Origin of the sequence: Phycicoccus mangrovi (assembly GCF_018729305.1) — a bacterium.
In the GTDB taxonomy this organism is placed as follows: domain Bacteria; phylum Actinomycetota; class Actinomycetes; order Actinomycetales; family Dermatophilaceae; genus Phycicoccus; species Phycicoccus jejuensis.
On record NZ_JAHHWP010000016.1, the window covers coordinates 135,034 to 161,286 of the forward strand.

Consider the following 26,253-nt stretch of genomic DNA (forward strand, 5'->3'; position numbering starts at 1 on the left):
CGGATGCTCCTCGGTCGCCGGCGGGGCCTTGCGCTCGCCCGGTCCCTACGCTGGGCGCATGAGCGCCGCCGACCACCCCCTCGCGTCCGCGAAGTACGTCTCGCTGACGACCTTCCGCCGCGACGGGCGGGCGGTGTCGACCCCGGTGTGGGTCGCGCCCGCCGTCGACGGCACCGACCGGCTCGCCGTCATCACCGTCGACGCGACCGGCAAGACCAAGCGCCTCGGCCACACCCGCCGGGTCGAGCTGCGGCCGTGCTCGGTGCGCGGCGCGGTCGAGGAGGGGGCGCCGACCTACCGCGGCGAGGGCGTCGTCGTCCGCTCGCCCGAGGAGGTCGCACAGGTCCGGGCGGCGGTCGTCGCGAAGTACGGCCTGCCGGCGCGGATGTCCGACCTCGTCGAGAAGGTCACCGGGCTCGTGGGTGTCCGCCGCAACCCGCGGGCCGGCATCCTCCTCGAGGTCGAGCGCACCCCGGTCGCCTGACCCACCCCCGAGCGCGGGGGTGTGCAGGAATCGCCGAATGTGTCAGTTCGTGCACGGTGGGTGACCCGACCCCGGGCCGGGGGTGTGCAGGAATCGTCGAATGTGTCAGTTCGTGCACGGTGGGTGACCCGACCCCGGGCCGGGGGTGTGCAGGAATCGTCGAATGTGTCAGTTGTTGCCCGGGTCCGGACGCGCGAACGCCGCCCGGCGGTGCCGGGCGGCGTTGCGTGGTGCGCCTCGCGGCGCGAAGGTGGCGAACGTCAGCCGATGACGGTGATGTTCGACGCCTGCGGGCCCTTCTGGCCCTGCGTGGTCTCGTACTCGACCTTGGCGTTCTCGTCGAGCGAGCGGTAGCCGCTGGAGTTGATGGCCGAGTAGTGGGCGAAGACGTCGGCGGAGCCGTCGTCGGGGGCGATGAAGCCGAAGCCCTTCTCGGCGTTGAACCACTTCACGGTGCCAGTAGCCATGGGATGGCCTTTCTCTCTGAGCGAGGACCCCACGACTGCCGTGGGGCCCGGCGTTGGTGATGCCTGGTGCGTACCTCTGCTCAGAAAGCTGCTCGGTCCCGTGAGGACCGGTTCTGCCACTACTTCACAAACGGAAAGCTCAACAACGAGACCAGCGTAGCCCCAACCGGCCGGGATCTCGCAGCCCGCGCCCGTCGGGCCGCTCGGTGCGGGGCGCGGAAAGCCCGCACGTGCGGGGTTATTGCTGTCGGGTTCCGGTGCGGGGCGCGGAAAGCCCGCACGTGCGGGGTTGTTGCTGTCGGGTTCCGGTGCGGGGCGCGGAAAGCCCGCACGTGCGGGGTTGTCGCTGTCGGGTTCCGGTCCGGGGCGCGGAAAGCCCGCACGTGCGGGGGCGTCGCCGGGCGTCAGGGGGTGACGAGGCGGCCGAGGGCCCAGCGGGCGACCGGGGCGTAGCCGACGACCACCGGCCACAGGGCGTGGACCTCGGCCCACGCCGTGCTCCCGCCCGCGGCCTTCTCGACGCCGTGGTGCAGCCGCACCCGCAGCGGCCCGGAGCGCACCGACCACGACCACGTCCGGGTCGCGTGGTCGACCTCGTCGACGGTGAAGACGGCGACGACCCCGCCCACGCCGCGGACCCGGCCGTGCGTCCCCGGCTCGATGACGGCGAGCGGGTAGTCGACCTCGCGGATCTGCGGCGACCACACCGACCAGCGGCGCGGCTCGGTGTAGCGGGCCCACGCGTGCTCGGGCGCGAGCGGGCCGGTGGCCGAGAGCCGGAGCGAGCCGTCGAGCAGGGACATGCCGCCATCGTCCCAGACGACGCCGCGTCCGGGTCGCGCGCGAGCGTTCCCCCACGGCGGCAGGCCGGTTAGCGTGGGTGGATGAGCCTGTTCCGCACGGACCGACCGGCCCGCCCCGACCGTACGGTGGCCGGGGCCGTCCGCGAGCGGGTCCCGGTGCGCTACCTGCCGCAGACCACGCCGGACCACCTGCGCGGCACGTGGCGCGAGGCCCGGCCGGCCCGCATCGACGCCTCGCTCGCCGCGGCGCTGCGGCGTCCGACGCACGGCTGGCTCGTCGCCGGCGCGTCGAGCGAGGTCCCGCGCGGCCGCTCGCTCGTGCGGACGGTCGCCGGCCGCGAGGTCGTCCTCTGGCGCGACGCCGACGGTGGCCTGCTCGCCGGGCCCGGTGCCTGCCCGCACCTCGGGGCCCGGCTGCACGACTGCGACGTCGTCGACGGCGACGTCCTGTGCCGGTGGCACGGGATGCCGCTCGGCCGCGACACCTCGCCGCCCTGGAACACCTACGCCGCCCACGACGACGGCGTCCTCGTCTGGGTGCGCGTCGGCACGGTCGAGGACGGCGTCGGGCCGAGCGAGCGCCCGGTGCTCGGCGAGCGTCCCGACCCCGCCGGGGCCGTCGCGTCCGTCGTCTCCCTCGTCGCCGACTGCGAGCCGCGCGACATCGTCGCCAACCGGCTCGACCCCTGGCACGGGGCGTGGCTGCACCCTTACGCCTTCAGCGACCTCACGGTCGACGACGACGCCTCGAGCGACGACGTCCTCGTCCTCGACGTCGCCTACCGGCTCGGGCGGACCTTCGCCGTGCCCGTGCGCGCCGAGTTCACCTGCCCCGACTCGCACACCGTCCTCATGACGATCACCGACGGCGAGGGCACCGGCAGCGTCGTCGAGACCCACGCGACGCCGCTCACCGCACCCGGCGAGCACCCCGCCCGCACGGTGATGACCGAGGCGGTCGTCGCCACGTCCGAGCGCGTCGGCTTTCGCGCCGCCCGCTCGCTCTCGCGGCTCGTGCAGGTCGGGATGCGCGCCTCCCAGCGGCAGCTGTGGGCCGACGACCTCGAGTACGCGGCCCGGCGCTACGCCCTGCGCCGGCGCGGCTGGTCCGGGTGAGGCCGGAGCTCGAGCCCGGGCACGTCGCGGTCGTCACCGGGGGAGCCCGCGGCATCGGGCTGGCGGTCGTCGAGGCGCTCGCGGCCCGCGGGGTCGGCGTCCTCTGCGTCGACCACCCGGACGCCGACCCCTCGGCGTTCGTCGCGGCGTGCGAAGCGGCCGGGGTCGCGCACGCGGTCGCCCCCCTCGACGTGCGCGACCGCGACGCCGTGCGGGCGGGCGTCGCGGCCGCGGCCGACCTCGGGCCGGTGTCCTACGCGGTCAACTGCGCGGGGGTGGACGGCCTCCACCCGGCGTCGGGCATGACCGCGCAGGAGTGGCGTCGGGTCGTCCAGGTCGACCTCGACGGCGTGATGTTCGCCTGTCAGGCCGAGCACGACCTCATGGTCGGCCGCGGTGGCTCGATCGTCAACATCGCCTCGATGAGCGGGCACGTCGTCAACCGCGGCGTCACCCACGCGGCGTACTCGGCGGCCAAGGCCGGGGTCATCCACCTCGGGCGCTCGCTCGCGGTCGAGTGGGCGCCGCTCGGCATCCGGGTCAACTCGGTGAGCCCGGGCTACACGATGACCGCGATGACGGCGACGAACCCGCCCGAGGTCAACGCCGGCTTCGCCGCGCAGACGCCGATGGGCCGCCTCGCCGAGGTCGAGGAGGTCGCCGAGCCCGTCGTCTTCCTCCTCGGGCGCCGGGCCTCGTTCGTCACCGGCACCGACCTCCTCGTCGACGGCGGCTTCACCGCCTGGTGACGGACGCCGCGGCCCGCAGGCCGCGCCGGACGAGCCCGGGCACGGGCCCGAGCCGGGAGCCGAGCGGCACCGACCAGACGCCGTGTCCCGGCAGGCCCCAGCCGGTCAGCAGGGCGTCGGCGGCCTGCCAGCCCGTCGTCGCCGCCCGCTCCATGAGGGCCACGGGCAGGTCGCAGCGCACGGAGTCGCCGGCGAGGACCAGCCGCGGGTCGGGGGTCGTGACGCCCGGGCGCGACGCCCACGGCTCGAGGCCGACGAGCAGACAGTCGCCGCGGACGAGCCACTCCTCGTGGACGACGCCGAGCCGGGCGGTCTCGGGCCACACGTCGTGGAGGGCCGTGCGCAGCGCGGCGCGGACCTCGTCGTCGCCGGCGTCATCGGGCAGGGCGTAGGCGTGCAGCTCGACGACCGACCCGCCGTGCTCGCGGCTCCACTCCGCGGCGTGGTCCTCGAAGCGCTCGAGCACCGAGACGTTGTCGAGCGGCCCGTACCCGCTCGTCCCGAGGAACGGCGGGCGCTCGGGGTCGACGAGACCGTCGAGCCAGAGGCGCCACACGGCGAAGCGGGGGGCCGAGCGGACGGCGCCCACCCGCTCGCGCCACGTGGGGTCGCCGAGCCCCGGCGAGGCCGCGACGACCTCGCGCAGCCCCACCGGGTCGAGGGAGAGGACCACGGCGTCGGCGTCGAGGACCTCCTCGGACGTGCCCGCGTCGGCCCCGCGGTGGTGCACCGCGAGCCGGCCGTCCGTGCCCTCGTGGACCTCCGTCACCGCGCGACCGACGCGGACCTGCACCCCGAGGCCGTGAAGGTGAGCACCGAGCGGCCCCCAGAGGGTGCTGTCGTAGTCGTCGCGCGGCACGTCGAAGAGCAGGCCTTCGGACGAGCCGACGAAGTACATGTGGAACATCGCGAGGAGCTCCGCGCCGGAGAACTCCCGGGGGTCGGCGAAGAAACTGCGGGCGAAGACCTCAAGGGCCAGATGGCGTGCGGCGGTGGGGAACCGGAGGCGGTCGAGCACCTCGGACGCGCTGACGCCATCGAGGTCGGTGAACGACCCGGGGAAGCGCAGGTCGAGCAGGCCGAGCGCCTGCTCGACGTCGACGCCGCGCAGGCCGGCGAGGTCGAAGCTGGGGGAGCGGGCGACGAAGGCCGCGAGGTTGGCGGGGGGCGTCCGCGGGATGCCGGCGAACGAGTCGGCACCGCCGTCCTTGCGGACGAGCGGGTAGTCGGCCAGGGGCCGCAGCCCGGAGAGCGTGGGGTCCGTGCGGCGCAGCACCGCCCGCAGGTTGTAGTACTGCCGGAAGAAGGCGTGGAAGCCCCGGCTCATGACCGACCCGGACCCGTCGGGCAGGCCCACCGGCCACGCCGAGACGCGACCCCCGAGCCGCTCGTCACGCTCGAGCAGCGTGACGCGGACGCCGCGCTCGGCCAGCCCGAGCGCCGCCGTCAGCCCGGCGATGCCGCCGCCGACGACGACGACGTGCCGGTCCGCCGGCGCCCGGCCGTCACCGGCCGAGGGCTGCGGCGGGGCGTGGAAGACCGCCCGGCGGTCGAGCCCCGGCCGCCAGGACCGGTTGCGGCGCAGGGCGGCCGGCCGCAGCGACGTCGGACGGCGGGGGCTCACGCGGCGCGCCGGCCCACGACCGTGTGGACGAGACCGTCCTGCCAGCCGGGGTAGGAGCGGTGGCGCACGTCGGTCATCCCGGCCTCCTGGAGCCGGCCGCACATCCGGTCGACGGAGTCGAAGTCGCGCACGCTCTCGTAGAGGTAGCGGTGCAGCGGCACGTCGGAGCGCTTGACCGCGGCGAGCGGGATGATGATGCCGTGGCACACTGCGGCCCAGATGGCCTGCGCGCGACGGCTGCCCGCGACGGAGTAGTCGTGCAGGACGAAACCGCCGGTCGGTCGCAGGACCCGCGCGACCTCGGCGACGAGCGCCTGCCGGTCCGGGACGTTGCGCAGGAGGTAGGCCCCGAGGACGCCGTCGACGGAGGCGTCCGGCAGTCCGCGCAGGTAGGTCACGGCGTCCGACACGACGAGCTCGACCCCGTCCGGCCACTCCTTCTGCCGCGCCTGCTCGACCATCCCCTCCGAGGCGTCGACGCCGGTGACGTGCAGCGGCCCGCGGCCGCCGTCGCGCCACGCGTCGAGGAGCGCGCGGGTCGAGGCGCCCGAGCCGCAGCCGAGGTCGAGGACCACGGGGGCGACCCCGGTGCGCCGGGGCAGCCGCTCGACGAGCGCGTCGGCGGCCGTCCGGAGCTGGTCGTGGTACCCCGGCGACAGGGCGACCATCGCGTCGTAGGTCGGTGCGGCACGGTCGAACGCGTCGGCGAGCACCCAGTCGCGCGGGCTCATCGGTCCACCTCCTCGCGGGACCGGCCGAGCCGGACCCACAGCAGAATCGTCAGGGTCACCATGCTGAACCCGAAGAGGTAGTCCTCGACGGGGACGTCCCAGGGGATGCGCAGGCCGGTGGTCTGCGACTCGTCGTAGATGACGATCGGCGCCGACAGCTTGGTCAGCCAGCCGTCGACGAGCACCTGGAAGAAGAAGACGATGGCCATCGCCAGCCAGTACTTCGCGGTGCGGAACACCCCGGTGCGCAGCCAGAACCGCTCGACGAGGACGGTCAGCACGACCGACACCACCGCGAGCGCCGTGTACTCAGGCATCCCGTCGCCGCCGCTCGCGCAGGACCGAGAGCACGGTCCCGACCGCCTCGTAGGTCAGCAGCCCGCAGATCGGGATGACGACGAAGAAGACGAGCTCCTCGAGCGGGACGTCGAGCGGCAGGATGACGCCGGTCGTGTAGAGCTCGCTGTAGGTCCAGTGGCCGCGCCGGATGCCGAGGACGTCCCAGGCGACGAAGAGCACGACGACCGGCAGGAGCGCGGCGAGCAGCCGTAGGGGGCGCCGGTAGACGCGGGCGCGCAGCACGACCTCGAGCGGCAGCGTGACGATGAGGCACCCGGCCATGAGCAGCAGGTACTGGTAGCGGTCGTCCACGGTCACCCGGCCCCGACGGTGTCACCGGCGCGGGCCGCCGCGGGCAGCTGCTCGCGCGGGGCGGTGGGCCACTGCAGCGGGTCGGGGCCGAGCGCGGCGAGCAGGGGCACCTGCTCGGCGCACCAGCGGGAGACCTCGCGCGTGCCGGCCAGCACCTCATCCGAGAACCGCTGCCACGCAACCCAGTCGACCCGCCCGACCTCGACCGGGTCGGGGCTGGTGGCGGGGGAGGCGGCGCGGGCGACGAGCACCGGGCAGAGCTCGTTCTCGGCGAGCGTGCGGGCCCGGGCGCGGTAGCGGAAGGCCGGGAGCACGAGGCGGACCTCGGCCAGCTCGACGCCGAGCTCGTCGCGCGCCCGGCGGCGCACGGCGTCCTCGAGTGGCTCGCCGGGCCGGGGGTGGCCGCAGACCGAGTTGGTCTCGACGCCGGGGAAGCTCGGCTTGTCGTCGGCGCGGTGGGTGACGAGCAGGCGTCCGTCGTCGTCGACGACGTAGCAGGAGAAGCCGAGGTGCAGCGGGGTCGCGTCGTGGTGGACCTCGGCCTTGCGCGCGGTGCCGAGGGGGCGGCCGTCGTCGGCGACGAGCACGACGTCGTCGTCGACCCACGCGGGGTCGGGGTCGCGGCGGGTCGAGCGCTCGCGGGCGACGAGCCGGCGCGGGTCGCGCGCCGTGACCATCCGGGCCGCGAGGCCGGCCTTGACCGGGGTGGGCACACGGACGCGCCCGGAGAACACGTCGTGGTCGGCGGCCTCGATGCGCTCGAGGATGCGGGCGTAGAGGACCCGGGCCGTCGCGACGCAGCGCCGCGAGGCCGGTGGGAGGGCGGACAGGCCCGCATCGGCCTCGCGGTACAGGCGGCGGTTGCGCTCGATCTCGAAGGCCATGAGCGCGCGCCACTCCGGCGTCACGGTGCGCGCCCACGGGTCGGCGCCGAAGTGGCGCAGGTCCTCCTGGGGCACGTAGACGCGGCCGCGGTCGAGGTCCTCGCCGACGTCGCGCAGGAAGTTCGTCAGCTGGAAGGCCAGCCCGAGCGCCCGGGCCGGGGTGCGCGCCTCGCTCGTCGGGTGCAGGACGGGCAGCATCATCTCGCCGATGACTGCGGCGCTGCCGTCCATGTAGCCGAGCAGGTCCTCCCACGTCTCGTAGGTGCGCTGCGTGAGGTCGGCACGCATCGCCCCGAAGAACCGGTCGAAGCACTCGTCGGGGATGCGGCGCTCGCGGACCGTGGCGGCGACGGCGGCGAGCACCGGGTCCTCGGAGGTGCCGGTGGCCACGGCCTCGTGGAAGCGGGCCTCGAAGGCGTCGAGCTCGGCCGCGGTCGCGGGGCCCGGCTCGGGCCCTGCGAGGTCGACGATGTCGTCGGCGAGGCGGGCGAGGGTGTAGACCGCGAACACGTGCCGCCGCTCGGCCCGCGGGAGCAGGCGCGCGCCCCAGTAGTACGTCGTGCCGTGCTCGCGCGTCACGGCCGCGCACCGGGCGTAGCCCTCCTCGAGGTGGGCCGCGGGGGGTCCGCTCATGCAGGCAAGCCTGCCGCACGCGGACGGGGGGTGGGAACGGCGCCCCCCGCGTACTGCTGCACCCGCTCGGCGGCCAGCTTGCCGCTGACGAGCACCATCGGGATGCCCACGCCGGGCGTGGTGCCCGAGCCGGCGAACACCAGGCCCGGCACGCGCCGGTCGACGTTGGCGGGCCGGAACGGTCCGGACTGGAGGAAGGTGTGCGCCAAGGCGAACGGGGTGCCGAGGTGCATCCCCTGGGCCAGCCAGTCGTCGGGGGTGACGAGCCGGTCGACGACGACGTCGGTCGGGTAGCCGTGGGCGTCGAGGAACCCGAGCAGGCGCTCCTTCATCGGCCCGCTCTCGCGGCTCCAGTCGATGCCGGAGCCGGTGTGCGGCACCGGCTCGAGGACGTACAGGGTCGAGTGGCCGTCGGGGGCCACCGACGGCTCGCTGAGCGACGGCACGGTGACCAGGCGCGACGGGTCGGGCATCAGCTCGCCGCGGTCGATGAGCGCCTCGAACGCGCTGTCCCACGCGTCGCCGAAGTGGATGTTGTGGTGGTGCACGCCGGGCGCGGGTGTGCCCTTGATGCCGAGGTGCCACACCACGGCCGACGGCGAGTAGTCGCCGCGCCGGACGACGCGCGGCGGGGTGACCTCCGGCAGCAGGCGGGCGTAGGCGACCGGCAGGTCGACGGTGCAGACGACCGCGTCGGCCGAGATCCGGGTGCCGTCGGCGGTCGCGACGCCGGCCACGGCCCCGTCGCCGCGCCGCAGCACCGAGGTCACCTCCACGCCCAGCTGGATCGGCACGCCGGCGTCCTCGAGCGCCCGGGCCATCCCGGCCGGGACGGCGTGCATGCCGCCCTCGGGGTGGAAGACGCCGCGGACGCTGTCCATGTACGTGATGACGGCGAAGACCGCGCGGGCCTGCGCCGGGGCCACGCCGGCGTAGAGGGACTGGAAGCCGAAGATGCGGTGCAGCCGCTCGTCCTCGAAGAAGGAGCCGACGCGGGGCCCGAGCGCCCGCAGCCCGCCGAGCCCCAGCAGGCGCGCCGCGGTGACCGGGTTGCGGACGAGGTCGAGGACGGAGTCGAGGTTGCGGTCGATGAAGGTGTCGAACTCGACGTCGTAGAGCTCCTCGAGCCACGCGAGGAAGCGGTCGAAGCCCGCGGCGTCGCGCTCGCCCGAGAGCCGACGCACCTCCTCGCGCAGGTCGACCATGTCGGCGCGGACGTGCAGCTCGGAGCCGTCGGCGTAGACGGCGCGGTAGGCGGGGTCGAGCCGGCGCATCGGGACGAGCGCCCCCGGGTCGCCGCCGACCGCACGGATCGGAGCGTGCAGCAGCTCGGGCATCGTCATGACGACGGGCCCGGGGTCGAAGCGGAAGTCGCCCATCCGCAGCAGGCCGGCGCGGCCGCCGACGACGTCGTCGCGCTCGAGGACGGTGACGTCGTGCCCGGCGGCGGTCAGGTGGCAGGCGGCGGCCAGGCCGGAGAGGCCGGCGCCGACGACGAGGACCCTCACGCCGACCTCCAGCCGATGGCGTGGGCCAGCTCGCGCAGGGCAGCCCGCGTCTCGTCGTCGGTGTCGATGCGCTCGACGGCCTCGTGCGAGCGCTCGACGAGGTCGGCGATGGCGGCCTCGGCGCGCTCCCGGACGCCGCACGAGCGCATCGCCTTGCGCAGCGCGAGCACGCCGTCGGCGTCGAGGGTGCCGGCGTCGCAGGCCTCGAGGAGGTGGCGGTGGCGCTCGGGGAGCATCTCGGCGGCCCAGACGAGGAGGACGGTCGGCTTGCCGCAGCGCAGGTCGTCCCCGGCGGGCTTGCCGGTGAGCCCCGGGTCGCCCCAGACCCCCAGCAGGTCGTCGCGCAGGGCGAAGGCGTCGCCGACGAGGTCCCCCCAGGCCACGAGGCTCGCGACGACCTCGGGGGCGGCCCCGGCGACGAGCGCCCCGAGCTCGAGGGGGCGGGTGATCGTGTAGCGGCCGCTCTTGAGGCGCCCGATCCGCCGCGACACGGCGAGGTCGCGCCCGCGGCCGGCCGTGTGCGTGACGTCGAGCAGCTGCCCCTCGACCAGCTCGGTGGCCATGACCCGCCAGGCGCGAGCCACCCGGCGCGTCCCGGCGGACGCGAGGAGCGTCGCCTCGGACAGGGCGAGGTCGGCGACGAGCACGGCGACGCTGTCGCCGAAGAGCTGGGCGTCGCCGAGGCCCTCCTCCGCCAGGTGCCGCTCGGTGGCGACGACGTGGAGGGCCGGACGCCCTCGCCGCTCGTCGCTGCGGTCCATCACGTCGTCCTGGACGAGCGCGAAGAGCTGGAGCAGCTCGAGCGCGGCCGCAACCCGGACGAGCTCCTCGCGGGTGTCGGAGCGTCCGCCGGCGACGGCCCAGCCCCAGCCGGTGAGGAGCGGGCGCAGGCGCTTGCCGGGATGGCGCAGCCGCTGGGCCAGCTCGTCGACGAGGTCGACGGCCAGCGAGCCGACGCTGGTGTCGACGAGGTCGCCCCCGACCTCGTGGAGGATGCTGCCCAGCTCCTCGAGGACCTGCTCCAGGGTGTCGTCGACGTCGGCCAGCAGCAGCTCGGTCTCGGGGTCGCGGCGCAGCACGTCCAACGTTCCGGTGGTGGTCGGGTGGGTGGTCATCGTGAGGTGGTCCGCCCCTCGTCGCGTCGGTCGCTCGTGGTGTGCTCGGGCCCCGGCGGGTTCGACGATTCAACCATCCGTCCCCGACGGACCGCTGTTCGCTGTCGAACCCTAGACGGCCCCACCGACGCCTCCTACCCACTGCACGGGCTCGTACTACGGTGCGGGAGTGGATGCGGACGTCGTCGTCGTGGGGGCAGGACTGGCCGGGCTGCGCTGTGCGGACCGGCTCGCCGAGGCGGGCCGCGCGGTGGTCGTCGTCGAGCGGGAGGCGGTCGTCGGGGGCCGTCAGCGCACCGACGAGGTCGACGGGTTCCTCCTCGACCGCGGCTTCCAGGTCCTCAACCCGGCCTACCCCGCGGTGCGCCGCTGGGTCGACGTCCACGACCTCGCGCTGCGGCCGTTCGGCGCCGGGTTGCTGGTGCGCCGCGAGCGCGGGCTCGTCGAGCTCGCCCACCCGCTGCGCGAGCCGGCGCGGCTGGCGGCCACGCTGCGCAGCGGCCTCCTCGACCCGCGCGGGCTGGCGGCGCTCGGGCGCTGGGCCGCCCCGGCCCTCACCGCGCCCGGCCGGGTCAAGCGCGGCGCCGACCGCAGCCTGGGCGAGGGACTCGACGCCGCCGGTGTGTCCGGGCCGCTGCGCACCGAGGTGCTCGAGGCCTTCCTCGCGGGGGTCGTCGCCGAGGACCGCGCCGAGACGTCCGAGGCCTTCGTGCGCCTCCTCGTGCGGATGTTCGCGCTCGGCGTGCCCGGGCTGCCCGCGCGCGGCATCCGGGCCCTGCCGGAGTGGATCGCCGACCGTGCCGTGCGCCGCCGCACCCCGGTGGACCTGCGCCTGTCCACGCCGGTGATCGGGCTGCGACCCGGCGCCGAGCCCTCCGTCGAGTGCGCCGACGGCACGTCGCTCGCGGCGCGGGCGGTCGTCGTCGCCGTCGGCCCCGAGGCCGTCGCGGGGCTGGTCGACGTGCCGGCTCCGGTGACCCGCGGGCTGCGGACCTGGTGGTTCGCGGCGGACGAGGCGCCGACCCGCTCCGACAAGGTCGTCGTCGACGGCCGCCGCCGCGGCCCGATGGTCAACGCCGCCGTCGTGAGCAACGCCGTGCCGTCGTACGCGCCCCCGGACGCCCACCTCGTCGAGGTGACCACGCTGCTCGGGCTCGGGCACGACGCGGCGGAGGACGACGTGCGCCGCCAGGCCGCGGAGGTCTTCGGCTGCTCGACCTCCTCGTGGCGCACCGTGCGCCGCGACGACGTCCACGACGCGCTCCCCGCGCAGCCGGCGCCGCTGCGCCTCACCTCGCCGGCCCGCGTGGCCGACGGCGTCCTCGTCGCCGGCGACCACCGCGACACCGCCTCCATCCAGGGGGCGCTCGTCTCGGGCCACCGGGTGGCCGGCGCCGTCCTCGACCTGCTCGCGACCGCCTGATGGCGGCCCGCCGGCGGCTGCGCGTCGTCTTCCCGCACCAGCTGTTCGAGTCGCTGCTCGACGAGCCGACGGGCACGCGCTTCGTCCTCGTCGAGGACGACCTGCTCTTCCGCCAGCAGCCCTTCCACGCGCAGAAGCTGGTCCTGCACCGGGCCTCGATGCGGCTCTTCGCGGACCGCCTGCGCGAGAAGGGGTTCGACGTCGACGTCATCGAGACCTCGGCCCGCCGCAAGACCCGCACCCGGCTGGCGGAGGCGATCGCCGACGCCGCCCCGGACGAGGTGCGGCTGCACGACGTCGTCGACGACTGGCTGCTGCGGGACGTGCGGCGCGCCTTCCGCGAGGCGAAGGTCGAGCTGGCGCCCGAGGACGTCGAGGAGACGCCCAACTTCCTCACGACGCGCCCGGAGCTGACCGAGTGGTTCGGGTCGCACCGGGCCCGGATGCAGACCTTCTACCAGTGGCAGCGGCAGCGGTTCGACGTGCTCGTCGAGGGCAGGGAGCACGACCAGCCGGTCGGGGGTCGCTGGTCGTTCGACACCGAGAACCGCAAGAAGCTGCCGAAGAAGCACGAGGTGCCCGACCGGACGTCGCCCGAGCGGCTGCCGGAGGTCGAGGAGGCCATCGCGTGGGTCGGCGAGGAGTTCCCCGACGCACCGGGGAACGCCGACACCTTCGACTGGCCGGTCACCCATGAGCAGGCGCGGGAGGGCCTGCGCGAGTTCGTCGCCGAGCGCCTCGCGCAGTTCGGCCCGTACGAGGACGCGGTCGCCACCGAGCACCCGTTCGTGTTCCACTCCGCCATCACCCCGGCGCTCAACTGCGGCCTGCTCGACCCCCGCGAGGTCCTGCGCACGGTGCTCGAGGGCGCCGAGGACCAGGGCGTCGACCTGCCCTCGCTCGAGGGCTTCGTGCGCCAGCTCATCGGGTGGCGCGAGTACATGCGCGCCACGTACCAGCTGTACGGCCGGCGGATGCGGACCTCGAACCACCTGCGGCACACCCGGTCCCTCGCCGACGGCTGGTGGGACGGCACGACCGGCCTCGACCCCGTCGACCACGTCGTCCGTGGGGTCATCGAGCGCGGGTACGCCCACCACATCGAGCGGCTCATGGTCCTCGGCAACGCGATGTGCCTGCTGCGCACCGACCCCGACGAGGTCTACGAGTGGTTCACGGCCTTCTTCGTCGACGCCTACGACTGGGTGATGGTCCCCAACGTCTACGCGATGTCGCAGTTCGCCGCCGGCACCGGCATCACGACCAAGCCCTACGTCTCGGGCAGCAACTACCTGCGGAAGATGACCGACTTCGGGCCCGGCGAGTGGCGCGAGGACTGGGACGCCCTCTACTGGGGGTTCGTCGACCACCACCGCGACGTCTTCGAGTCCAACGTCCGCGCCCGGATGGTCACCCGCACCTGGGACGGGATGGACCCCGACCGCCGCGAGGAGCTGCTCGCCCGCAGCCGCCGCGTCGTCCGTCGCCTCTGACCCCGCCCACCCCGCCCCAGCCCGAACCCCACGCGTATCGGGTGACCCGATACCGCTGCGCTTCACCCGAGAACGGTTCCGGGGTACAGCGCGGTCGTATCGGGTGACCCGATACGCGGGTGACGCCTGGGGCGACGGGGTGGGCGCGGGGGGGGTGAGCAGGCCGCCCGTCCTGTCGAGGGCGGGAAGAGCGGGGCGCCCGCGCGGGTTGGCCCGAAGAGCACGTGCCGCCCGCCCGCCGGTCGGCATCCCACCCCCTCGACGACGGGAGACCCCGGTGAGCACGGACCACGCGGAGACGACGGACACGAGCACGGACGGCGGCGGGGGCGCCGGGCACGCGCAGATCGGCGTCACCGGCCTCGCGGTGATGGGCCGCAACCTCGCCCGCAACCTGGCCCGTCACGGCTTCCGGGTCGCGGTGCACAACCGGACGACGGCCAAGGCCGAGGCGCTCGTCGACGAGTTCGGGGACGAGGGCGACTTCACCCTCGCCCGCTCGCTCGAGGACCTCGTCCACTCGCTGGAGCGCCCGCGCCGGATCATCGTCATGGTCAAGGCCGGCGAGGGCACGGACGCCGTCATCGACGAGCTCGTACCGCTGCTCGACGAGGGCGACGTCGTCGCCGACGCGGGCAACGCGCACTGGCGCGACACCGCGCGGCGCCACGACGCGCTGGCGGAGAAGGGCATCCGCTTCGCCGGGGTCGGGGTCTCCGGCGGCGAGGTCGGCGCGCTCGAGGGCCCGTCGATCATGCCCGGGTGCGACGGCAACACCTACGCCGAGATCGGGCCGTTCCTCGAGGTCATCTCCGCCCACGTCGACGACGAGCCGTGCTGCACCCTCATCGGTCCCGACGGCGCCGGCCACTTCGTCAAGATGGTCCACAACGGCATCGAGTACTCGGACATGCAGCTGATCGCCGAGACCTACGACCTGATGCGCCACGTTTTCGGCCTCGAGCCGTCCGCGGTCGCCGACACCTTCCGCGAGTGGAACGGCACCGAGCTCGAGTCCTACCTGGTCGAGATCACCGCCGAGGTGCTCAGCCACACCGACGCCGACACCGGCCGCCCGTTCGTCGACGTCGTCCGCGACGCCGCCGAGCAGAAGGGCACCGGCCGCTGGACCGTGCAGACCGCCCTCGACCTGGGGGTGCCGGTCACCGGCATCGCCGAGGCGACGATGGCCCGCGCCGTGTCCGGCGACACCGCGCGGCGCGCGGCCGTCCGCGAGGCGCTGGGGGGCGAGGCCGCACCGGGTGTCGGCGTGACCGTGACGACCGACGACCTGCGCCAGGCCCTCTACGCCGCCAAGGTCGTCTCCTACGCGCAGGGCCTCGACATGGTGCGCGACGGCTCGGCCGAGCACGGCTGGGACGTCGAGCTCGCCGACCTCCCGCGCATCTGGCGCGACGGCTGCATCATCCGGGCCCGCCTGCTCTCGGACATCACCGAGGCGCTCGAGGAGCACGCCGACGCGCCGTCGCTGCTCGCGACCCCGGCCTTCGCCGCGGCCGTCGGCGAGCGGCTGCCGGCGCTGCGCCGGGTCGTCACCGCCGCCGTCGCGGCCGGGCTCCCGGCGCCGGTCTTCTCGTCGGTGCTCGCCTACGTCGACGCCCTGCGGGCCGAGCGGCTGCCGGCCGCGCTCGTCCAGGGCCTGCGCGACTACTTCGGCGCGCACACCTACGAGCGCACCGACCGCGAGGGGTCGTTCCACACGCTGTGGGCCGAGGACCGCTCCGAGGTCGACGGCTGAGACCCGCCCCGCGGCGCCGTGTCACCGGTGCCGCGGGTGGGTAGCGACCAGGTACCGACCCGGAAGGAGACCGCACGATGACCCACCACGAGGGCGCCGCCCACGTCAAGGAGCTCGTCGAGGACCAGCGCACCGCGATGCTCACGACCGTGCACCGCGAGAGCGGGGCGCTGACCTCGCGCCCGATGACGCTGCAGGAGGTCGACGACGACGGCACGTTCTGGTTCCTCGCCCAGCGCGACAGCGCCGCGGCGTCCGAGATCGAGGCCGACCCGCAGGTCAACGTCGCCTTCACGAAGGAGGGCGCGTGGGTGTCGGTGGCCGGCCGGGCCAGCGTCCGCCACGACCCCGAGAAGGCCCGCGAGCTGTGGAACGAGTTCGCGAAGACCTGGTTCCAGAAGGAGCCCGAGGACCCGGAGGTCGCCGTCATCCGCGTCGACGGCGAGTCCGCGCAGTACTGGGACAGCCCCGGCAAGGCCGCGACCGTCGTCGAGATGGTCAAGGCGCGCCTGACCGGCGACCGCCCCGACGCGGGGGAGAGCCACACCGTCGAGCTCTGACCCCCCCACCGACCGACCGGCCCCTCCGACTCCCCCCTCCCGGAGGGGCTGGTCCGTGTCGGTGCCCCGGCGTAGCGTCGTCCAGCGTCACCGACGACCCGGCGCAGGAGGCCACCATGGCGAGCCAGCTCAACCCCTACCTCAACTTCCCCGGCACCGCCCGCGAGGCGATGACCTTCTACCAGCAGGTCCTCGGCGGCAGCCTCGACGTCATGACCTTCGGCCAGTACGGGATGGAGGGGGAGGGCGCCGACGGTGTGATGCACGCCTACCTCTCCACCCCCGACGGCTTCGTCCTCATGGCCTCCGACCTGCCGCCCGGGCAGGACGGCGCCGCCACCGCCGCCTCCAACGTCCACGTCTCGCTGAGCGGCGACGACGACGCCCTGCGCCGCTACTGGGACGGGCTCTCCGAGGGCGCCACCGTGACGATGCCCCTCGAGAAGCAGATGTGGGGCGACGAGTTCGGCGCCCTGACCGACCGTTTCGGCATCTCGTGGATGGTCAACATCGGGACCGGGGAGCCGCCGCAGGGCTGACCGACGCGTCAGGCGGTACCGGTGGCGGCCTCGAGCTCCTCGAGGGCGGCGCCGGTGTGCACGGCCAGCCGCTGGAGGTGCGGCAGGGCGTCGCGGTCGCCGATGAACCCGAGGTTGAGCGTGCCCGCGTACGACTGGGCGGTGATGTTCAGCGCCATCGAGTGCCCGGGGATCGACACCGGGTAGGTGGCGTCCAGCCGCGCCCCGCGCCAGTACAGCGGCTTCGTCGGGCCCGGCACGTTCGAGATGCACACGTTGAGCGTCAGCGGCCCGGGCAGCGGCAGCCCGCTCATCGCCCGCAGCACCTGGAGGCCGGCCGGCGCCAGGAGCATCGCGCTGTAGGCGATGACCGCGTCGCCGCCCATCCCGCGCATCCGGGCCTTGGCGGCGCGTGACGACGAGGTGATCGCGGCGAGCCGGGCGACCGGGTCCTCGATGTCGGTGGCCAGCGAGACCAGCGTCGCCCCGACGTAGTTGCCCCCGCCCTCGCTCTCGGGGGCGCGGACGTTGACCGGCACGAACGCGACGAGGGGCCGGTCCGGCAGGCTCGCGAGGTCGTCGAGGAAGCGGCGCAGCCCCCCGGCGCAGACGGCCATGAGCACGTCGTTGAGCGTCGCGTTGCGGGCACGGGCGACGGCCCGCAGCCGCTCGAGCTCGTACTGCTGCGTCGCGAACCGGCGGGCCCGGCCGGTGCGCCCGTTGAGGATGCTCACCGGCGCCTGGTACGACGCCACCGCCCGGGTGCTCGGGCCGCCGCGCCGCAGCTGGGTGCCGACGAGGGTGCGCGCGACCTCCGGCATCGAGGTCACCGCGTTCCCGATGCTGCGCAGGATGGCCGTCACGTCACCGACCGGCTCGCGCGGCTCGCCCTCGGCGCGCGGCGGGCGGGTCAGCCCGAGGAAGTGCGGGTGGGTGCGGTCGTCCGGGTCCTCGGTCAGCCCGCGCTGCAGCAGGCGGTTTCCCGTGTAGCCGTCGACGAGGCTGTGGTGGATCTTCGTGTAGACGGCGAACTGCCCGGGGGCGACGCCCTCGATGAACGTCAGCTCCCACGGCGGGCGGCGGAAGTCGAGCTGGTTGGAGTGCAGCCGCGACACGAGCACGCCGAGCTCGCGCTCGCCGCCGCCGCTCGGCAGCGCCGAGTGCCGCACGTGGTAGTCGATGTCGAAGGCGTCGTCCTCGACCCAGCGGTGCACCGGCTGGCGCAGCAGCCGCCGGGTCTGCAGGCGGTAGGTCCACGGCGTCCGGACGGGGGAGGCGCGCACGTCGGCGACGAGGTCGCGCAGCCAGGCGTCGTCGGCGTCCGCCGGCATCGAGAAGTGCAGCAGCGACCCGACGTGCATGAGCGTCTCGGGGGTCTCCCCGATGAGGAAAACGGCGTCCAGCGGCGAGGCCCAGCGCGAGCGCGGCACCCGCCTCAGCCCGCCACGTCGTGGAGCGGGTCGCCGTCGTCGGGGTGCTCGGGCGCTGCGGCGGCGGTGGGCGGGGCCCACGGTCGCCAGGCGCCCTCCTCCTGCGCGAGCCGGTCGGCGACGACGCGGAGGGTGTCGAGGTGGTGGCCGTAGCCGAGGTGCGTCGCGTCGACCTCGACGTTCTCGGCGAGGGGGCCGGGGTCGAGGACGCAGCACTCCCACGCGACGATCCCGTCGGTGCGCGACCAGATGCTCGTCGTCGGCACCTCGAGGGGCGCCGCGCGCAGGGCCAGGGCCTCCTCGGTGAACATCTGGTCGAGGTGGTGGCGGTTCATCACGCGGTACATCGCCCACGCGCGGGTCGCGGCCGGGTGGTGGCGGAACGGGCTGCCGAGCGTGACGACGGAGCGGGTGTAGTGCGGCAGGGCACGGGCCATCTCGCGGGCGTAGATGCCTCCCGCGCTCCAGCCGACGAGGCTGACCCGGCGGCCGTAGCGGTCGTAGACCTCGAGGAGGAGGTCCTCGAGGCGGGCGGCGAGCTCGGGGCTCGCGCCGAGGTTGCGGCCCTGGCGCCAGTCGTGGACCCGGTAGCCGAGGCGGCGCAGGTGCGAGCGGAGGAAGACGGTCGACTCGGGGCCGGCGAGGAAGCCCGGCAGGACGATGACGGGGTGCCCGTCGCCGACCGGCCAGCCGGCGATGTCGCGGGTACGGACGGCCGACGACGCGAGCTCGAGGGCGGCGCGCCACTCGCGGCGGGCCATCCAGAGCGTCGGCGCGGACGGGGCACCGCTGGTCGCATCGAGCCTCGGCATCCTCGCTCCTTCCGTGCGGCGCACCGCCGAGGACCCGGACCCGGGCTCGCGACGCTGCGAATGGGCAGAGGACGAGTGTGGCAGAGCGCGGCTCGGCACGGGAGTCTGTCGGCGGACCCGTGTCCGGACCGTCACCTGCCGCTCCCCGCGTGCATCGATCGTCGCTTTCGTCGATTGCCGCACGGTCGGTCCGGGGTCGGGTGTGCATCGATCGTCGCTTTCGTCGATTGCTGCACGGTCGGGGCGTCGGCGTGTCACACCGTGTGACACGCGCGCGCTGACGTGGCGTGGGCCGCGCCTACCGTGGAGGGATGAGCACGCAGCCCGAGGCCGTCGACGGGTCCACCCGCACCGAGCGCGACACGATGGGGCCGGTCGAGGTGCCGGCCGACCGCTACTGGGGGGCGCAGACCCAGCGCAGCCTCGAGCACTTCGACATCGGCCGCGACACCTTCGTCTGGGGGCGCCCCGTCGTCCGCGGGCTCGGGCTGCTCAAGAAGGCCGCGGCCCTCGCCAACGCCGAGCTCGGGCTGCTGCCGCAGGAGGTCGCGGATGCGGTGGTGCGGGCCGCGGACGAGGTCGCGCGCGGCGAGCTCGACGACCACTTCCCGCTCGTCGTCTTCCAGACCGGCTCGGGCACGCAGTCGAACATGAACGCCAACGAGGTCGTCGCCAACCGGGCGGTCGAGCTGCTCGGCGGCGAGCTCGGCTCCAAGGACCCCGTCCACCCGAACGACCACGTCAACCGCAGCCAGTCGAGCAACGACACCTTCCCGACGGCGGTCCACGTCGCCGTCGCCCTCGAGCTGGCCGAGCGGCTGCACCCGGCGGTCGACGCCCTCTGCGCGGCCCTCGACGGCAAGGCCGCGGAGCTCGGCGACGTCGTCAAGGTCGGGCGCACGCACCTCCAGGACGCGACGCCGGTCACGCTCGGCCAGGAGATCGGCGCGTGGGCCGGGCAGCTGCGCGAGGCGCAGGCCGACGTCCGGTACGCCGGCGAGCGCGTCCTGGCGCTGGCCATCGGCGGCACCGCGGTCGGCACCGGGCTCAACGCCCCGGCCGCGTTCGGCCCCACCGTCGCCCGTCACCTCGAGGCCGAGACCGGGCTCGCGTTCCGGCAGGCCGACAACCTCTTCGTCCAGCTCGCCGCGCACGACGCGCTCGTCGCGGTCTCGTCGTCGCTGCGGACGCTCGCGGGCGGGCTCATGAAGCTGGCCAACGACGTCCGCTGGCTGGCGTCGGGGCCGCGCACCGGCATCGGCGAGCTGCGCATCCCCGAGAACGAGCCGGGGTCCTCGATCATGCCGGGCAAGGTCAACCCCACCCAGTCCGAGGCGATGACGATGGTCGTCACGCGGGTGTTCGGCAACGACGCGACGGTCGGGTTCGCCGGCACGCAGGGCAACTTCCAGCTCAACGTCTTCACGCCGGTCATGGCGCACGCCGTGCTCGAGTCGGTGCGGCTCGCCGCGGACGCCTGCCGCTCCTTCCGCGAGCACTGCGTCGAGGGCCTCGAGGCCGACCGCGAGCGCATCGCCGAGCACCTCGACGCCGACCTCATGCTCGTCACCGCGCTCGCGCCGCACATCGGCTACGACGCCGCGGCGGCCATCGCCAAGCAGGCGCACCGCGACGGCTCGACGCTGCGCGAGGCGGCGCTCGCCTCCGGGCACGTCACCGACGAGGACTACGACCGGTGGGTCGACCCCGCCGCGATGACCCGCCCCGACTGACCCCGCATCTCCCTCTCTCTCACCGCGAACGTGTGTGAAGAACGTCGGTATGCCGACGTTCTTCACACACGTTCGTGGAGAGGTGGGTTCAGCCGGAGAGGAGGCCGCGCAGGTCGTCGGCGGTGAGGGCCCGGCTCATCGCGGCGCCCTCGTCGACGACCCGCGTGAAGAGGTCGCGCTTGCGCTCCTGGAGCGCGACGACCTTCTCCTCGACGGTGCCGCGCGAGACGAGCCGGTAGACGTTGACCGGCCGGGTCTGCCCGATGCGGTGGGCGCGGTCGATGGCCTGCGCCTCGGCGGCCGGGTTCCACCACGGGTCGAGGACGAAGACGTAGTCGGCCTCGGTGAGCGTCAGGCCGAACCCGCCGGCCTTGAGCGAGATGAGGAACACCGGGGCGTCGCCGTCGCGGAAGGCGGCGATCCGGTCGGCGCGGTCGCGGGTGCGGCCGTCGAGGTACTCGTAGGCGATGCCCTCGGCCTCCAGCCGGCGCCGGACGATCGCGAGGAAGCCGGTGAACTGCGAGAACACCAGCGCCCGGTGACCTTCGCCGGCGAGCTCGGTGACGTGCTCGACGAGGGTGTCGACCTTGGCGGACTCGGCGAGGCCGGCGTACTCCTCGTCGACGAGCGAGGGGTCGAGGGACATCTGCCGCAGCGCGGTGAGCGCCCGCAGCACCGCCATCCGATTGCCGTCGAGGTCGTCGATGAGGCCGAGCAGCCGCTGGCGCTCGCGCTGGAGGTGCCGGTCGTAGACGGCGCGGTGGCGGGGGTGGAGGTCGACGGTGAGGACCTGCTCCTGCTTGGGCGGCAGCTCGCGGGCCACGGCCTCCTTGGTGCGCCGCAGCATGAGCGGGCGCACGCGGCGGCGCAGCAGGGCGAGGCGCTCGGTGTCGCCGTCACGCTCGATGGGGGTGGCCCACTGCTCCTTGAACGCCCCCGGCCGCGGGTGCAGCCCCGGCGCGACGATCGACAGCAGGGACCACAGGTCCATCAGCGAGTTCTCGAGCGGGGTGCCGGTGATGGCGAACTTCGCCCGCGCGCTGAGCCGCCGCACCGCCTGGTAGGTCTTGGCCTGGTGGTTCTTGACGAACTGCGCCTCGTCGAGGACGACCGCCGACCACTCGCGCGAGCGCCACGACTCACCGTCGATGCGCGCGACGGTGTACGAGGTGATGACGACCTGCGCGTCCCCGACGGCCGCCGCGAGCGAGCGCCCGTCCTTGCCGCGGGTGCGGTCGACGACGACGGTGCGCAACGACGGCGCGAAGCGCGCGGCCTCGCCCGCCCACGTCGAGAGCACCGACGTCGGCGCGACGACGAGCACGGGGTGCTCGAGCTCGCCGCGCTCGTGGGCCCGCAGGACGAGCGCGAGCATCTGCATCGTCTTGCCGAGGCCCATGTCGTCGGCGAGGACGCCGCCGAGGCCGCAGTCCCACAGGAGCGACAGCCAGCGGAAGCCGTCGACCTGGTACGGGCGCAGCGTCGCCTGGAGGGCCGCCGGCACCTCGGCCGGCTCGACGCCCTCGCCGTCGACGAGCCGGCCGACGGTGCGCCGCCAGCGCTCGCTCTGCTCGTCGACGACCCCGAGCGCCGCGAGCTCCTCCCACAGGCCGACGTGCACCGCCGAGATGCGCAGCGGGTCGGTCGGCTTGTCCTGCAACGAGCGTGCCTCGTCGACGAGCCGGCGCAGCGTCTCGAGCTCGGGGCGGGCGAGCGAGAACCACGTGCCGGAGTCGAGGATGAGGTGCTCGTGGCCGCGGGCGATCGCCTCGATGAGCGGCGCGAGCGGGACGTCCTCGCCGGCGACCGTCACCGAGATGTCGAGGTCGAACCAGTCCGTGGAGGCGCCACCGCCGCCGCCGCCCGGGCCGTCGCTCGTCGACACCTGGATGAGCGGCGCCTCGTCGACCTCGGTGTACTCGGCGACCTCGCCGTGCACCTCGACGTCGAGGAACGGCAGCTCCTCGAGCACCGGCAGCAGACGGCTGAAGGCGATGGTCGTGAAGGCGTGCAGGCGCAGCTCGGGCACGAGGCGCGGGTGCTGCGCGACGACCTGCCAGAGGACGTCGAGGTCGGCGACCTCCGGGACGGCGCGCAGCTCGTCGACGAGCCGGCGCTCGGCGCCGTGGTCGCGCATCGGGTCCGGCTCGTCGGAGCCGAGCGGCACGTGGACGCCGGTCGGGCCGCCGTAGCGGTAGCCCCAGCGCAGGTGGGTGCGGTGCCCGGGCTCGACGGTGACGTCGAGGGCGAGGCGCGGCGGCACGGCGTCCGGCAGGTCGAGCTCGTCGGAGAGGCTGCGGACCCGGGCCTTGCGCCGCAGCGCCGGGAGGTGCGTGACGGTGAAGCGGGCCCAGTCGGCCTCGGGGACGTCGACGACGCCGAGGTCGAGCAGGCGCTGGCGGGAGCCGTCGAGCGGCTCGGTCAGCGCGCCGAGGACGAGGGTGCCGTCGTCACGCAGCCAGAAGCCGGTGGCCGGCGAGCCGACGAGGTGCGTGTCGGTGCCGGGCTCGACGGGCAGGTCGAGGCGCGGGTGCAGCGTGGCGCCGTCGGCGGTGCGCTCGATGTCGACGACGAGCTCGGCGGGGTCGGAGGCGAAGGCGACGTGCCCCTCGCCGGTGAGGTCGGTGAGCAGCCGGACGCCGGCGCGGTCGGCCGAGCGCAGCAGCGACACCCAGCCGCTGCCGAGGTGGTCGAGGAGGATGGCGTCGGGCATCCGGCCGTAGCCGAAGGCCCGGACCGACCGGCGGTGCGCGTCGGCGATGGCGGTGAGCGCGTCGACGTGGTCGTCGGAGTAGGTGACCCGCCCGTAGCCGTAGTAGCCGCCAGCGAAGCTCTCCCAGGAGACTCCGGTGCGGATCCAGGCGCCGCGCACGCCCGGGACGACCGGGCGCAGCCGCAGCTGGGCGCGTCCCGTGTCGTCGGCGACCCGGGCCCGTCCGCCGCGCGCCGCGGCGTCCTCGATGAGCAGGCCGACGGGGGTGACGTGGCGGGGGACGTCGTCGGTGAGGACGCCGCCGAGGGCGCGCTCCCACGCCGGCCGGGGCTCGTCGCCGGGGGCGGCGGGGGTGGGGTCGAGCTCGCGGACGCGGGCGGCGACCGCGACGGCGTGCTTGCAGTCGCTGGCGACCGGGCACGAGCACTCGCTGTGCCAGCGGCGCACCGAACGGGTGCCCACCGACTCGCTGGGCCGCAGCGCGACCTCGGTCGTGTACGTCTCGCCCCGGCTGCCACCGACCCATCCGGTGGCGTGGGCGCCGTCGGAGGACACGTGGACGTCGACGACGCGGCCCTCGCGCGCGTACGCGAGCCCGCGCGCGACGGTGACGGTGCCGCAGACGTCGCCGAGCTCGCGGTTGGTCAGCTCGGCGAGCCGTCCGGCGGTGACGACCCGGGCCACGGGCACCCTCCTCCCACGGGAACGGTCCGTCCCCTGGCGCGACGGACCCGAACACCCCACCGTACGTCGGCGGACCGACATCCGCCGACTCCGTCCACAGGGTCAGGCCGGTCGGTCGGGGAGGTCCAGGACGAACGTCGTGCCCACCCCCGGCGTCGACGCGACCGACACAGTGCCGCCGTGCGCGCGCGCCACGGCGTCGACGACGGCGAGCCCGAGCCCGGACCCCCCGCTGCCGGAGCTGCGGGAGCGGTCGACCCGGTAGAACCGCTCGAGCAGGTGCGGCAGGTGCTCGACGGGGATGCCGGGCCCCGCGTCCGAGACCTCGATGCGCACCCACCCCGGCACGGCGTGCAGCCGCAGCGCGACCGGGGTGCCCGCGGGCGTGTGCCGGACGGCGTTCGACGTCAGCCCGACCACGGCCTGGGTGACGCGGTCGCGGTCCGCGGCGACGACGAGCCGGTCGGGTGCCTCGAGGGTGACGACGCGGTCCGGCGCGACGACCCGCAGGTCCGAGGCGACGTCGCGCAGCACGGCCGCGAGGTCGACCGGCTCGCGGCGGAGCGCGTCCGGCGACTCGAGCCCGGTGAGGTCGAGCAGGCCGTCGACGAGCCGGCGCATCCGGCCGGCCTCGTCGCCGATGCGCCGCATCGCGTCGTCGACCTCGGCGCGGCCCGCCGTGTCGAGCGGGCCGGGCGGGCGGGCGGCGTGCAGCGCGGCGTAGCCCCCGACGGTCGTCAGCGGAGTGCGCAGCTCGTGCGAGGCGTCGGCGACGAAGCGGCGCATCCGCTCGTTGGTGGCCGTCGTCGTGTCGATCATCGTGTTGAGCGCCTCGCCGAGCCGGGCGGCCTCGGTGCCGGGCGGTCCCGGGGGGACGCGGCGGGCGGTGTCGCCGGCGGTGATGGCGCCGGCGGCCTCGGTCATCGCGGCGATGGGCCGCAGCCCGAGCCGGTCGACCCACCACAGCAGCAGCCCGACGAGCACCGCCGCGACGAGGCCGGTCAGCCCGAGCGTCACGGCGAGGCGGCGCGTCGCGACGTCGGCCGGCGTGGTCGGCACGGCGATGACGGCCTGCGCGCGGCCGTTGGGCAGCGTCACCGTCACCACGCGCACGCGCTGGGCGGTGCCGGCCTCCGTCGCGCGACCCTCGGGCGTGGGCACCTGCTCGCCGGGGCCGAGCGCGGGGACGAGGTCGGGGTCGTCCTGGGGCGCGAGCACGGTCGTGAGTCGGCCGTCGGCGGTCATCCGGCCGACGTAGACGTCGCTGAGGGCCGCGGTCGCGACGGCCCCCTCGGCGCGCTGCGACGCGAGGAGGACGGCGCGGGGATTCTGGGCGAGGGCCGCGATCTCGGCGTCGAGCCGCCCGAGGAGGAAGGCGCGCTGCACGACGACGACCGCGCTGCCGGCGACGGCCGCGACGACCGCCAGCACGGCCGCGGCGACGAGCAGCCGGCGGCGCAGCGTCATCAGGGCTCCCGGACGCTGTAGCCGACCCCGCGGACGGTGTGGAGGAGCTTGGGCTCGACGGTGTCGACCTTCTTGCGCAGCGTCGAGACGAACGACTCGATGATGGCGCTCTCACCCGCGAAGTCGTACTGCCACACGTGGTCGAGGATCTGCGCTCGGGTGACGACCCGGCCGGCGTTGACGAGCAGGAGCCGCAGCAGGCTGAACTCGGTCGCCGTGAGGTGGACCTCGGTGTCACCACGCCACACCCGGTGCTGGTCCTCGTCGAGCACGAGGTCGTGGACCCGGTGGCGGGCGCTCGGGGCGGCCGCGGTGCCGGCGCGGCGCAGCGCGACGTGCACGCGGGCCACGAGCTCCTCGAGGGCGAAGGGCTTGGTCACGTAGTCGTCGCCGCCGCTCGTCAGGCCGCGCACCCGGTCGGCGGTGTCGCTGCGGGCGGTGAGGAAGAGGACGGGGGTCGTGCTGCCCGTCGCGCGCAGCCGCCGCAGCACCTCGAACCCGTCGAGGTCGGGGAGCATCACGTCGAGGACGACGACGTCGGGGTCGGTGCGCGCGGCGGCGGCCAGGGCCTCCTCGCCGCTCGCCGCGGCGGTCACGTCCATCCCGGCGAGGCGCAGTGCTGACGTGACGAGGTAGGCGATGTTCTCCTCGTCGTCGACGACGAGGACGCGCGGGGCGGGGGTGGGGTCGGCCACGGGGCCACCGTCCCACGGCGGGGTCGCGCCCGTCTGGAGGAAACCTCGGGACTTCCTGAAGACGCTCGTCCCTCGCCCCCTCCCCGACTTCTTGCGAGTTCCGCCGCTCGACACGCCGCGCCACGGCGGGTCGAGCGGCGGAACTCGCAATCAGTGCGGTCCTCCCGACCTCGGTCTTCAGGAAGTCGCGAGGTCGGCCTG

Annotated in this window: 23 protein-coding genes; 9 read left to right on the forward strand and 14 right to left on the reverse strand. The window is 74.8% G+C overall.

Annotated features, from left to right (window positions below):
- The first annotated feature begins 58 nt into the window (after window positions 1-58).
- Window positions 59-484: a PPOX class F420-dependent oxidoreductase gene (locus KMZ30_RS15125; protein WP_215513215.1), complete on the forward strand. Its 426-nt coding sequence runs from the start codon at window positions 59-61 to the stop codon at window positions 482-484.
- A 260-nt stretch (window positions 485-744) separates the two neighbouring features.
- Here the strand turns inward: KMZ30_RS15125 and KMZ30_RS15130 are convergent, their stop codons facing one another.
- Both KMZ30_RS15130 and KMZ30_RS15135 read right to left on the reverse strand, forming a co-directional pair.
- Window positions 745-951, reverse strand: coding sequence for a cold-shock protein (locus KMZ30_RS15130; RefSeq protein WP_030526243.1), 207 nt, complete (start codon window positions 949-951; stop codon window positions 745-747).
- A 404-nt stretch (window positions 952-1,355) separates the two neighbouring features.
- The gene (locus tag KMZ30_RS15135) at window positions 1,356-1,754 is read right to left on the reverse strand and encodes an SRPBCC family protein (RefSeq protein ID WP_215513214.1); all 399 of its coding nucleotides are present in this window, start codon (window positions 1,752-1,754) and stop codon (window positions 1,356-1,358) included.
- An 81-nt stretch (window positions 1,755-1,835) separates the two neighbouring features.
- Here KMZ30_RS15135 and KMZ30_RS15140 point away from each other — a divergent pair, with 81 nt between their 5' ends.
- Window positions 1,836-2,870, forward strand: coding sequence for a DUF5914 domain-containing protein (locus tag KMZ30_RS15140; protein ID WP_215513213.1), 1,035 nt, complete (start codon window positions 1,836-1,838; stop codon window positions 2,868-2,870).
- Window positions 2,867-3,619, forward strand: coding sequence for an SDR family oxidoreductase (locus KMZ30_RS15145; RefSeq protein ID WP_215513212.1), 753 nt, complete (start codon window positions 2,867-2,869; stop codon window positions 3,617-3,619). Before KMZ30_RS15140 ends, KMZ30_RS15145 begins: the two co-directional genes overlap by 4 nt.
- On the opposite strand, the gene KMZ30_RS15150 is transcribed toward KMZ30_RS15145, so the two are convergent.
- From KMZ30_RS15150 to KMZ30_RS15185, 7 genes are read right to left on the reverse strand one after another with little or no spacing between them, the layout of a single operon-like run.
- A complete protein-coding gene (locus tag KMZ30_RS15150; protein ID WP_308279771.1) occupies window positions 3,606-5,243 on the reverse strand; it encodes an FAD-dependent oxidoreductase in 1,638 nt (545 codons plus the stop codon). The genes KMZ30_RS15145 and KMZ30_RS15150 overlap by 14 nt on opposite strands.
- The gene (locus tag KMZ30_RS15155) at window positions 5,240-5,974 is read right to left on the reverse strand and encodes a class I SAM-dependent methyltransferase (protein ID WP_215513211.1); all 735 of its coding nucleotides are present in this window, start codon (window positions 5,972-5,974) and stop codon (window positions 5,240-5,242) included. Before KMZ30_RS15155 ends, KMZ30_RS15150 begins: the two co-directional genes overlap by 4 nt.
- The gene (locus tag KMZ30_RS15160) at window positions 5,971-6,291 is read right to left on the reverse strand and encodes a lycopene cyclase domain-containing protein (protein ID WP_030526249.1); all 321 of its coding nucleotides are present in this window, start codon (window positions 6,289-6,291) and stop codon (window positions 5,971-5,973) included. The genes KMZ30_RS15155 and KMZ30_RS15160 overlap by 4 nt, the downstream gene beginning before the upstream one ends.
- Window positions 6,284-6,631 carry a lycopene cyclase domain-containing protein gene (locus KMZ30_RS15165; RefSeq protein ID WP_308284331.1) on the reverse strand — a complete coding sequence of 116 codons (348 nt, stop codon included), beginning with the start codon at window positions 6,629-6,631 and terminating at the stop codon, window positions 6,284-6,286. Before KMZ30_RS15165 ends, KMZ30_RS15160 begins: the two co-directional genes overlap by 8 nt.
- The gene (idi, locus tag KMZ30_RS21740; RefSeq protein ID WP_226902660.1) at window positions 6,628-8,142 is read right to left on the reverse strand and encodes an isopentenyl-diphosphate Delta-isomerase; all 1,515 of its coding nucleotides are present in this window, start codon (window positions 8,140-8,142) and stop codon (window positions 6,628-6,630) included. Before idi ends, KMZ30_RS15165 begins: the two co-directional genes overlap by 4 nt.
- The gene (gene crtI / locus KMZ30_RS15180; protein ID WP_215513210.1) at window positions 8,139-9,650 is read right to left on the reverse strand and encodes a phytoene desaturase family protein; all 1,512 of its coding nucleotides are present in this window, start codon (window positions 9,648-9,650) and stop codon (window positions 8,139-8,141) included. The genes idi and crtI overlap by 4 nt, the downstream gene beginning before the upstream one ends.
- Window positions 9,647-10,765, reverse strand: a complete 1,119-nt coding sequence (locus KMZ30_RS15185; protein ID WP_215513209.1) for a polyprenyl synthetase family protein — start codon at window positions 10,763-10,765, stop codon at window positions 9,647-9,649. Before KMZ30_RS15185 ends, crtI begins: the two co-directional genes overlap by 4 nt.
- Window positions 10,766-10,934: 169 nt before the next feature.
- Between KMZ30_RS15185 and KMZ30_RS15190 the strand changes: the two genes are divergently transcribed.
- The 5 genes from KMZ30_RS15190 to KMZ30_RS15210 all read left to right on the forward strand — a co-directional run bounded on the left by KMZ30_RS15190 (window position 10,935) and on the right by KMZ30_RS15210 (window position 16,539).
- On the forward strand, window positions 10,935-12,188 hold the full coding sequence (locus KMZ30_RS15190) for an FAD-dependent oxidoreductase (RefSeq protein ID WP_215513208.1): 1,254 nt from the start codon (window positions 10,935-10,937) through the stop codon (window positions 12,186-12,188).
- The gene (locus KMZ30_RS15195; protein ID WP_215513207.1) at window positions 12,188-13,681 is read left to right on the forward strand and encodes a cryptochrome/photolyase family protein; all 1,494 of its coding nucleotides are present in this window, start codon (window positions 12,188-12,190) and stop codon (window positions 13,679-13,681) included. The genes KMZ30_RS15190 and KMZ30_RS15195 overlap by 1 nt, the downstream gene beginning before the upstream one ends.
- Before the next feature lie 277 nt (window positions 13,682-13,958).
- Window positions 13,959-15,440, forward strand: coding sequence for an NADP-dependent phosphogluconate dehydrogenase (gnd, locus tag KMZ30_RS15200; protein WP_372447517.1), 1,482 nt, complete (start codon window positions 13,959-13,961; stop codon window positions 15,438-15,440).
- Between the two features lie 77 nt (window positions 15,441-15,517).
- Window positions 15,518-16,000 carry a pyridoxamine 5'-phosphate oxidase family protein gene (locus tag KMZ30_RS15205; protein WP_030526256.1) on the forward strand — a complete coding sequence of 161 codons (483 nt, stop codon included), beginning with the start codon at window positions 15,518-15,520 and terminating at the stop codon, window positions 15,998-16,000.
- A 116-nt stretch (window positions 16,001-16,116) separates the two neighbouring features.
- On the forward strand, window positions 16,117-16,539 hold the full coding sequence (locus KMZ30_RS15210; protein WP_215513206.1) for a VOC family protein: 423 nt from the start codon (window positions 16,117-16,119) through the stop codon (window positions 16,537-16,539).
- Between the two features lie 8 nt (window positions 16,540-16,547).
- On the opposite strand, the gene KMZ30_RS15215 is transcribed toward KMZ30_RS15210, so the two are convergent.
- Window positions 16,548-17,948, reverse strand: coding sequence for a WS/DGAT/MGAT family O-acyltransferase (locus KMZ30_RS15215; protein ID WP_215513205.1), 1,401 nt, complete (start codon window positions 17,946-17,948; stop codon window positions 16,548-16,550).
- A 5-nt stretch (window positions 17,949-17,953) separates the two neighbouring features.
- A complete protein-coding gene (locus KMZ30_RS15220; RefSeq protein WP_215513204.1) occupies window positions 17,954-18,760 on the reverse strand; it encodes an esterase/lipase family protein in 807 nt (268 codons plus the stop codon).
- A 311-nt stretch (window positions 18,761-19,071) separates the two neighbouring features.
- Here KMZ30_RS15220 and fumC point away from each other — a divergent pair, with 311 nt between their 5' ends.
- A complete protein-coding gene (fumC, locus tag KMZ30_RS15225; protein ID WP_215513203.1) occupies window positions 19,072-20,493 on the forward strand; it encodes a class II fumarate hydratase in 1,422 nt (473 codons plus the stop codon).
- An 88-nt stretch (window positions 20,494-20,581) separates the two neighbouring features.
- Here fumC and KMZ30_RS15230 read toward each other — a convergent pair whose 3' ends face one another.
- From KMZ30_RS15230 to KMZ30_RS15240, 3 genes are all read right to left on the reverse strand, one after another.
- Window positions 20,582-23,890: a DEAD/DEAH box helicase gene (locus tag KMZ30_RS15230; protein WP_308279769.1), complete on the reverse strand. Its 3,309-nt coding sequence runs from the start codon at window positions 23,888-23,890 to the stop codon at window positions 20,582-20,584.
- A gap of 102 nt (window positions 23,891-23,992) precedes the next feature.
- Window positions 23,993-25,357, reverse strand: coding sequence for a sensor histidine kinase (locus tag KMZ30_RS15235; RefSeq protein ID WP_215513201.1), 1,365 nt, complete (start codon window positions 25,355-25,357; stop codon window positions 23,993-23,995).
- Entirely contained in the window at window positions 25,357-26,052 is a 696-nt protein-coding gene (locus KMZ30_RS15240) for a response regulator transcription factor (RefSeq protein ID WP_215513200.1), read from the reverse strand. The genes KMZ30_RS15235 and KMZ30_RS15240 overlap by 1 nt, the downstream gene beginning before the upstream one ends.
- Window positions 26,053-26,253 lie beyond the last annotated feature (201 nt).

Bases quoted from the DNA above. Each gene is read 5' to 3' on its own strand.
- KMZ30_RS15160 (WP_030526249.1), bottom strand. From the start codon at position 6,291: ATGCCTGAGTACACGGCGCTCGCGGTGGTGTCGGTCGTGCTGACCGTC.
- KMZ30_RS15155 (WP_215513211.1), bottom strand. From the start codon at position 5,974: ATGAGCCCGCGCGACTGGGTGCTCGCCGACGCGTTCGACCGTGCCGCA.
- KMZ30_RS15205 (WP_030526256.1), top strand. From the start codon at position 15,518: ATGACCCACCACGAGGGCGCCGCCCACGTCAAGGAGCTCGTCGAGGAC.
- KMZ30_RS15210 (WP_215513206.1), top strand. From the start codon at position 16,117: ATGGCGAGCCAGCTCAACCCCTACCTCAACTTCCCCGGCACCGCCCGC.
- KMZ30_RS15220 (WP_215513204.1), bottom strand. From the start codon at position 18,760: ATGCCGAGGCTCGATGCGACCAGCGGTGCCCCGTCCGCGCCGACGCTC.
- KMZ30_RS15135 (WP_215513214.1), bottom strand. From the start codon at position 1,754: ATGTCCCTGCTCGACGGCTCGCTCCGGCTCTCGGCCACCGGCCCGCTC.
- KMZ30_RS15140 (WP_215513213.1), top strand. From the start codon at position 1,836: ATGAGCCTGTTCCGCACGGACCGACCGGCCCGCCCCGACCGTACGGTG.
- fumC (WP_215513203.1), top strand. From the start codon at position 19,072: ATGAGCACGCAGCCCGAGGCCGTCGACGGGTCCACCCGCACCGAGCGC.
- KMZ30_RS15195 (WP_215513207.1), top strand. From the start codon at position 12,188: ATGGCGGCCCGCCGGCGGCTGCGCGTCGTCTTCCCGCACCAGCTGTTC.
- idi (WP_226902660.1), bottom strand. From the start codon at position 8,142: ATGAGCGGACCCCCCGCGGCCCACCTCGAGGAGGGCTACGCCCGGTGC.
- KMZ30_RS15185 (WP_215513209.1), bottom strand. From the start codon at position 10,765: ATGACCACCCACCCGACCACCACCGGAACGTTGGACGTGCTGCGCCGC.
- KMZ30_RS15125 (WP_215513215.1), top strand. From the start codon at position 59: ATGAGCGCCGCCGACCACCCCCTCGCGTCCGCGAAGTACGTCTCGCTG.
- KMZ30_RS15130 (WP_030526243.1), bottom strand. From the start codon at position 951: ATGGCTACTGGCACCGTGAAGTGGTTCAACGCCGAGAAGGGCTTCGGC.
- KMZ30_RS15235 (WP_215513201.1), bottom strand. From the start codon at position 25,357: ATGACGCTGCGCCGCCGGCTGCTCGTCGCCGCGGCCGTGCTGGCGGTC.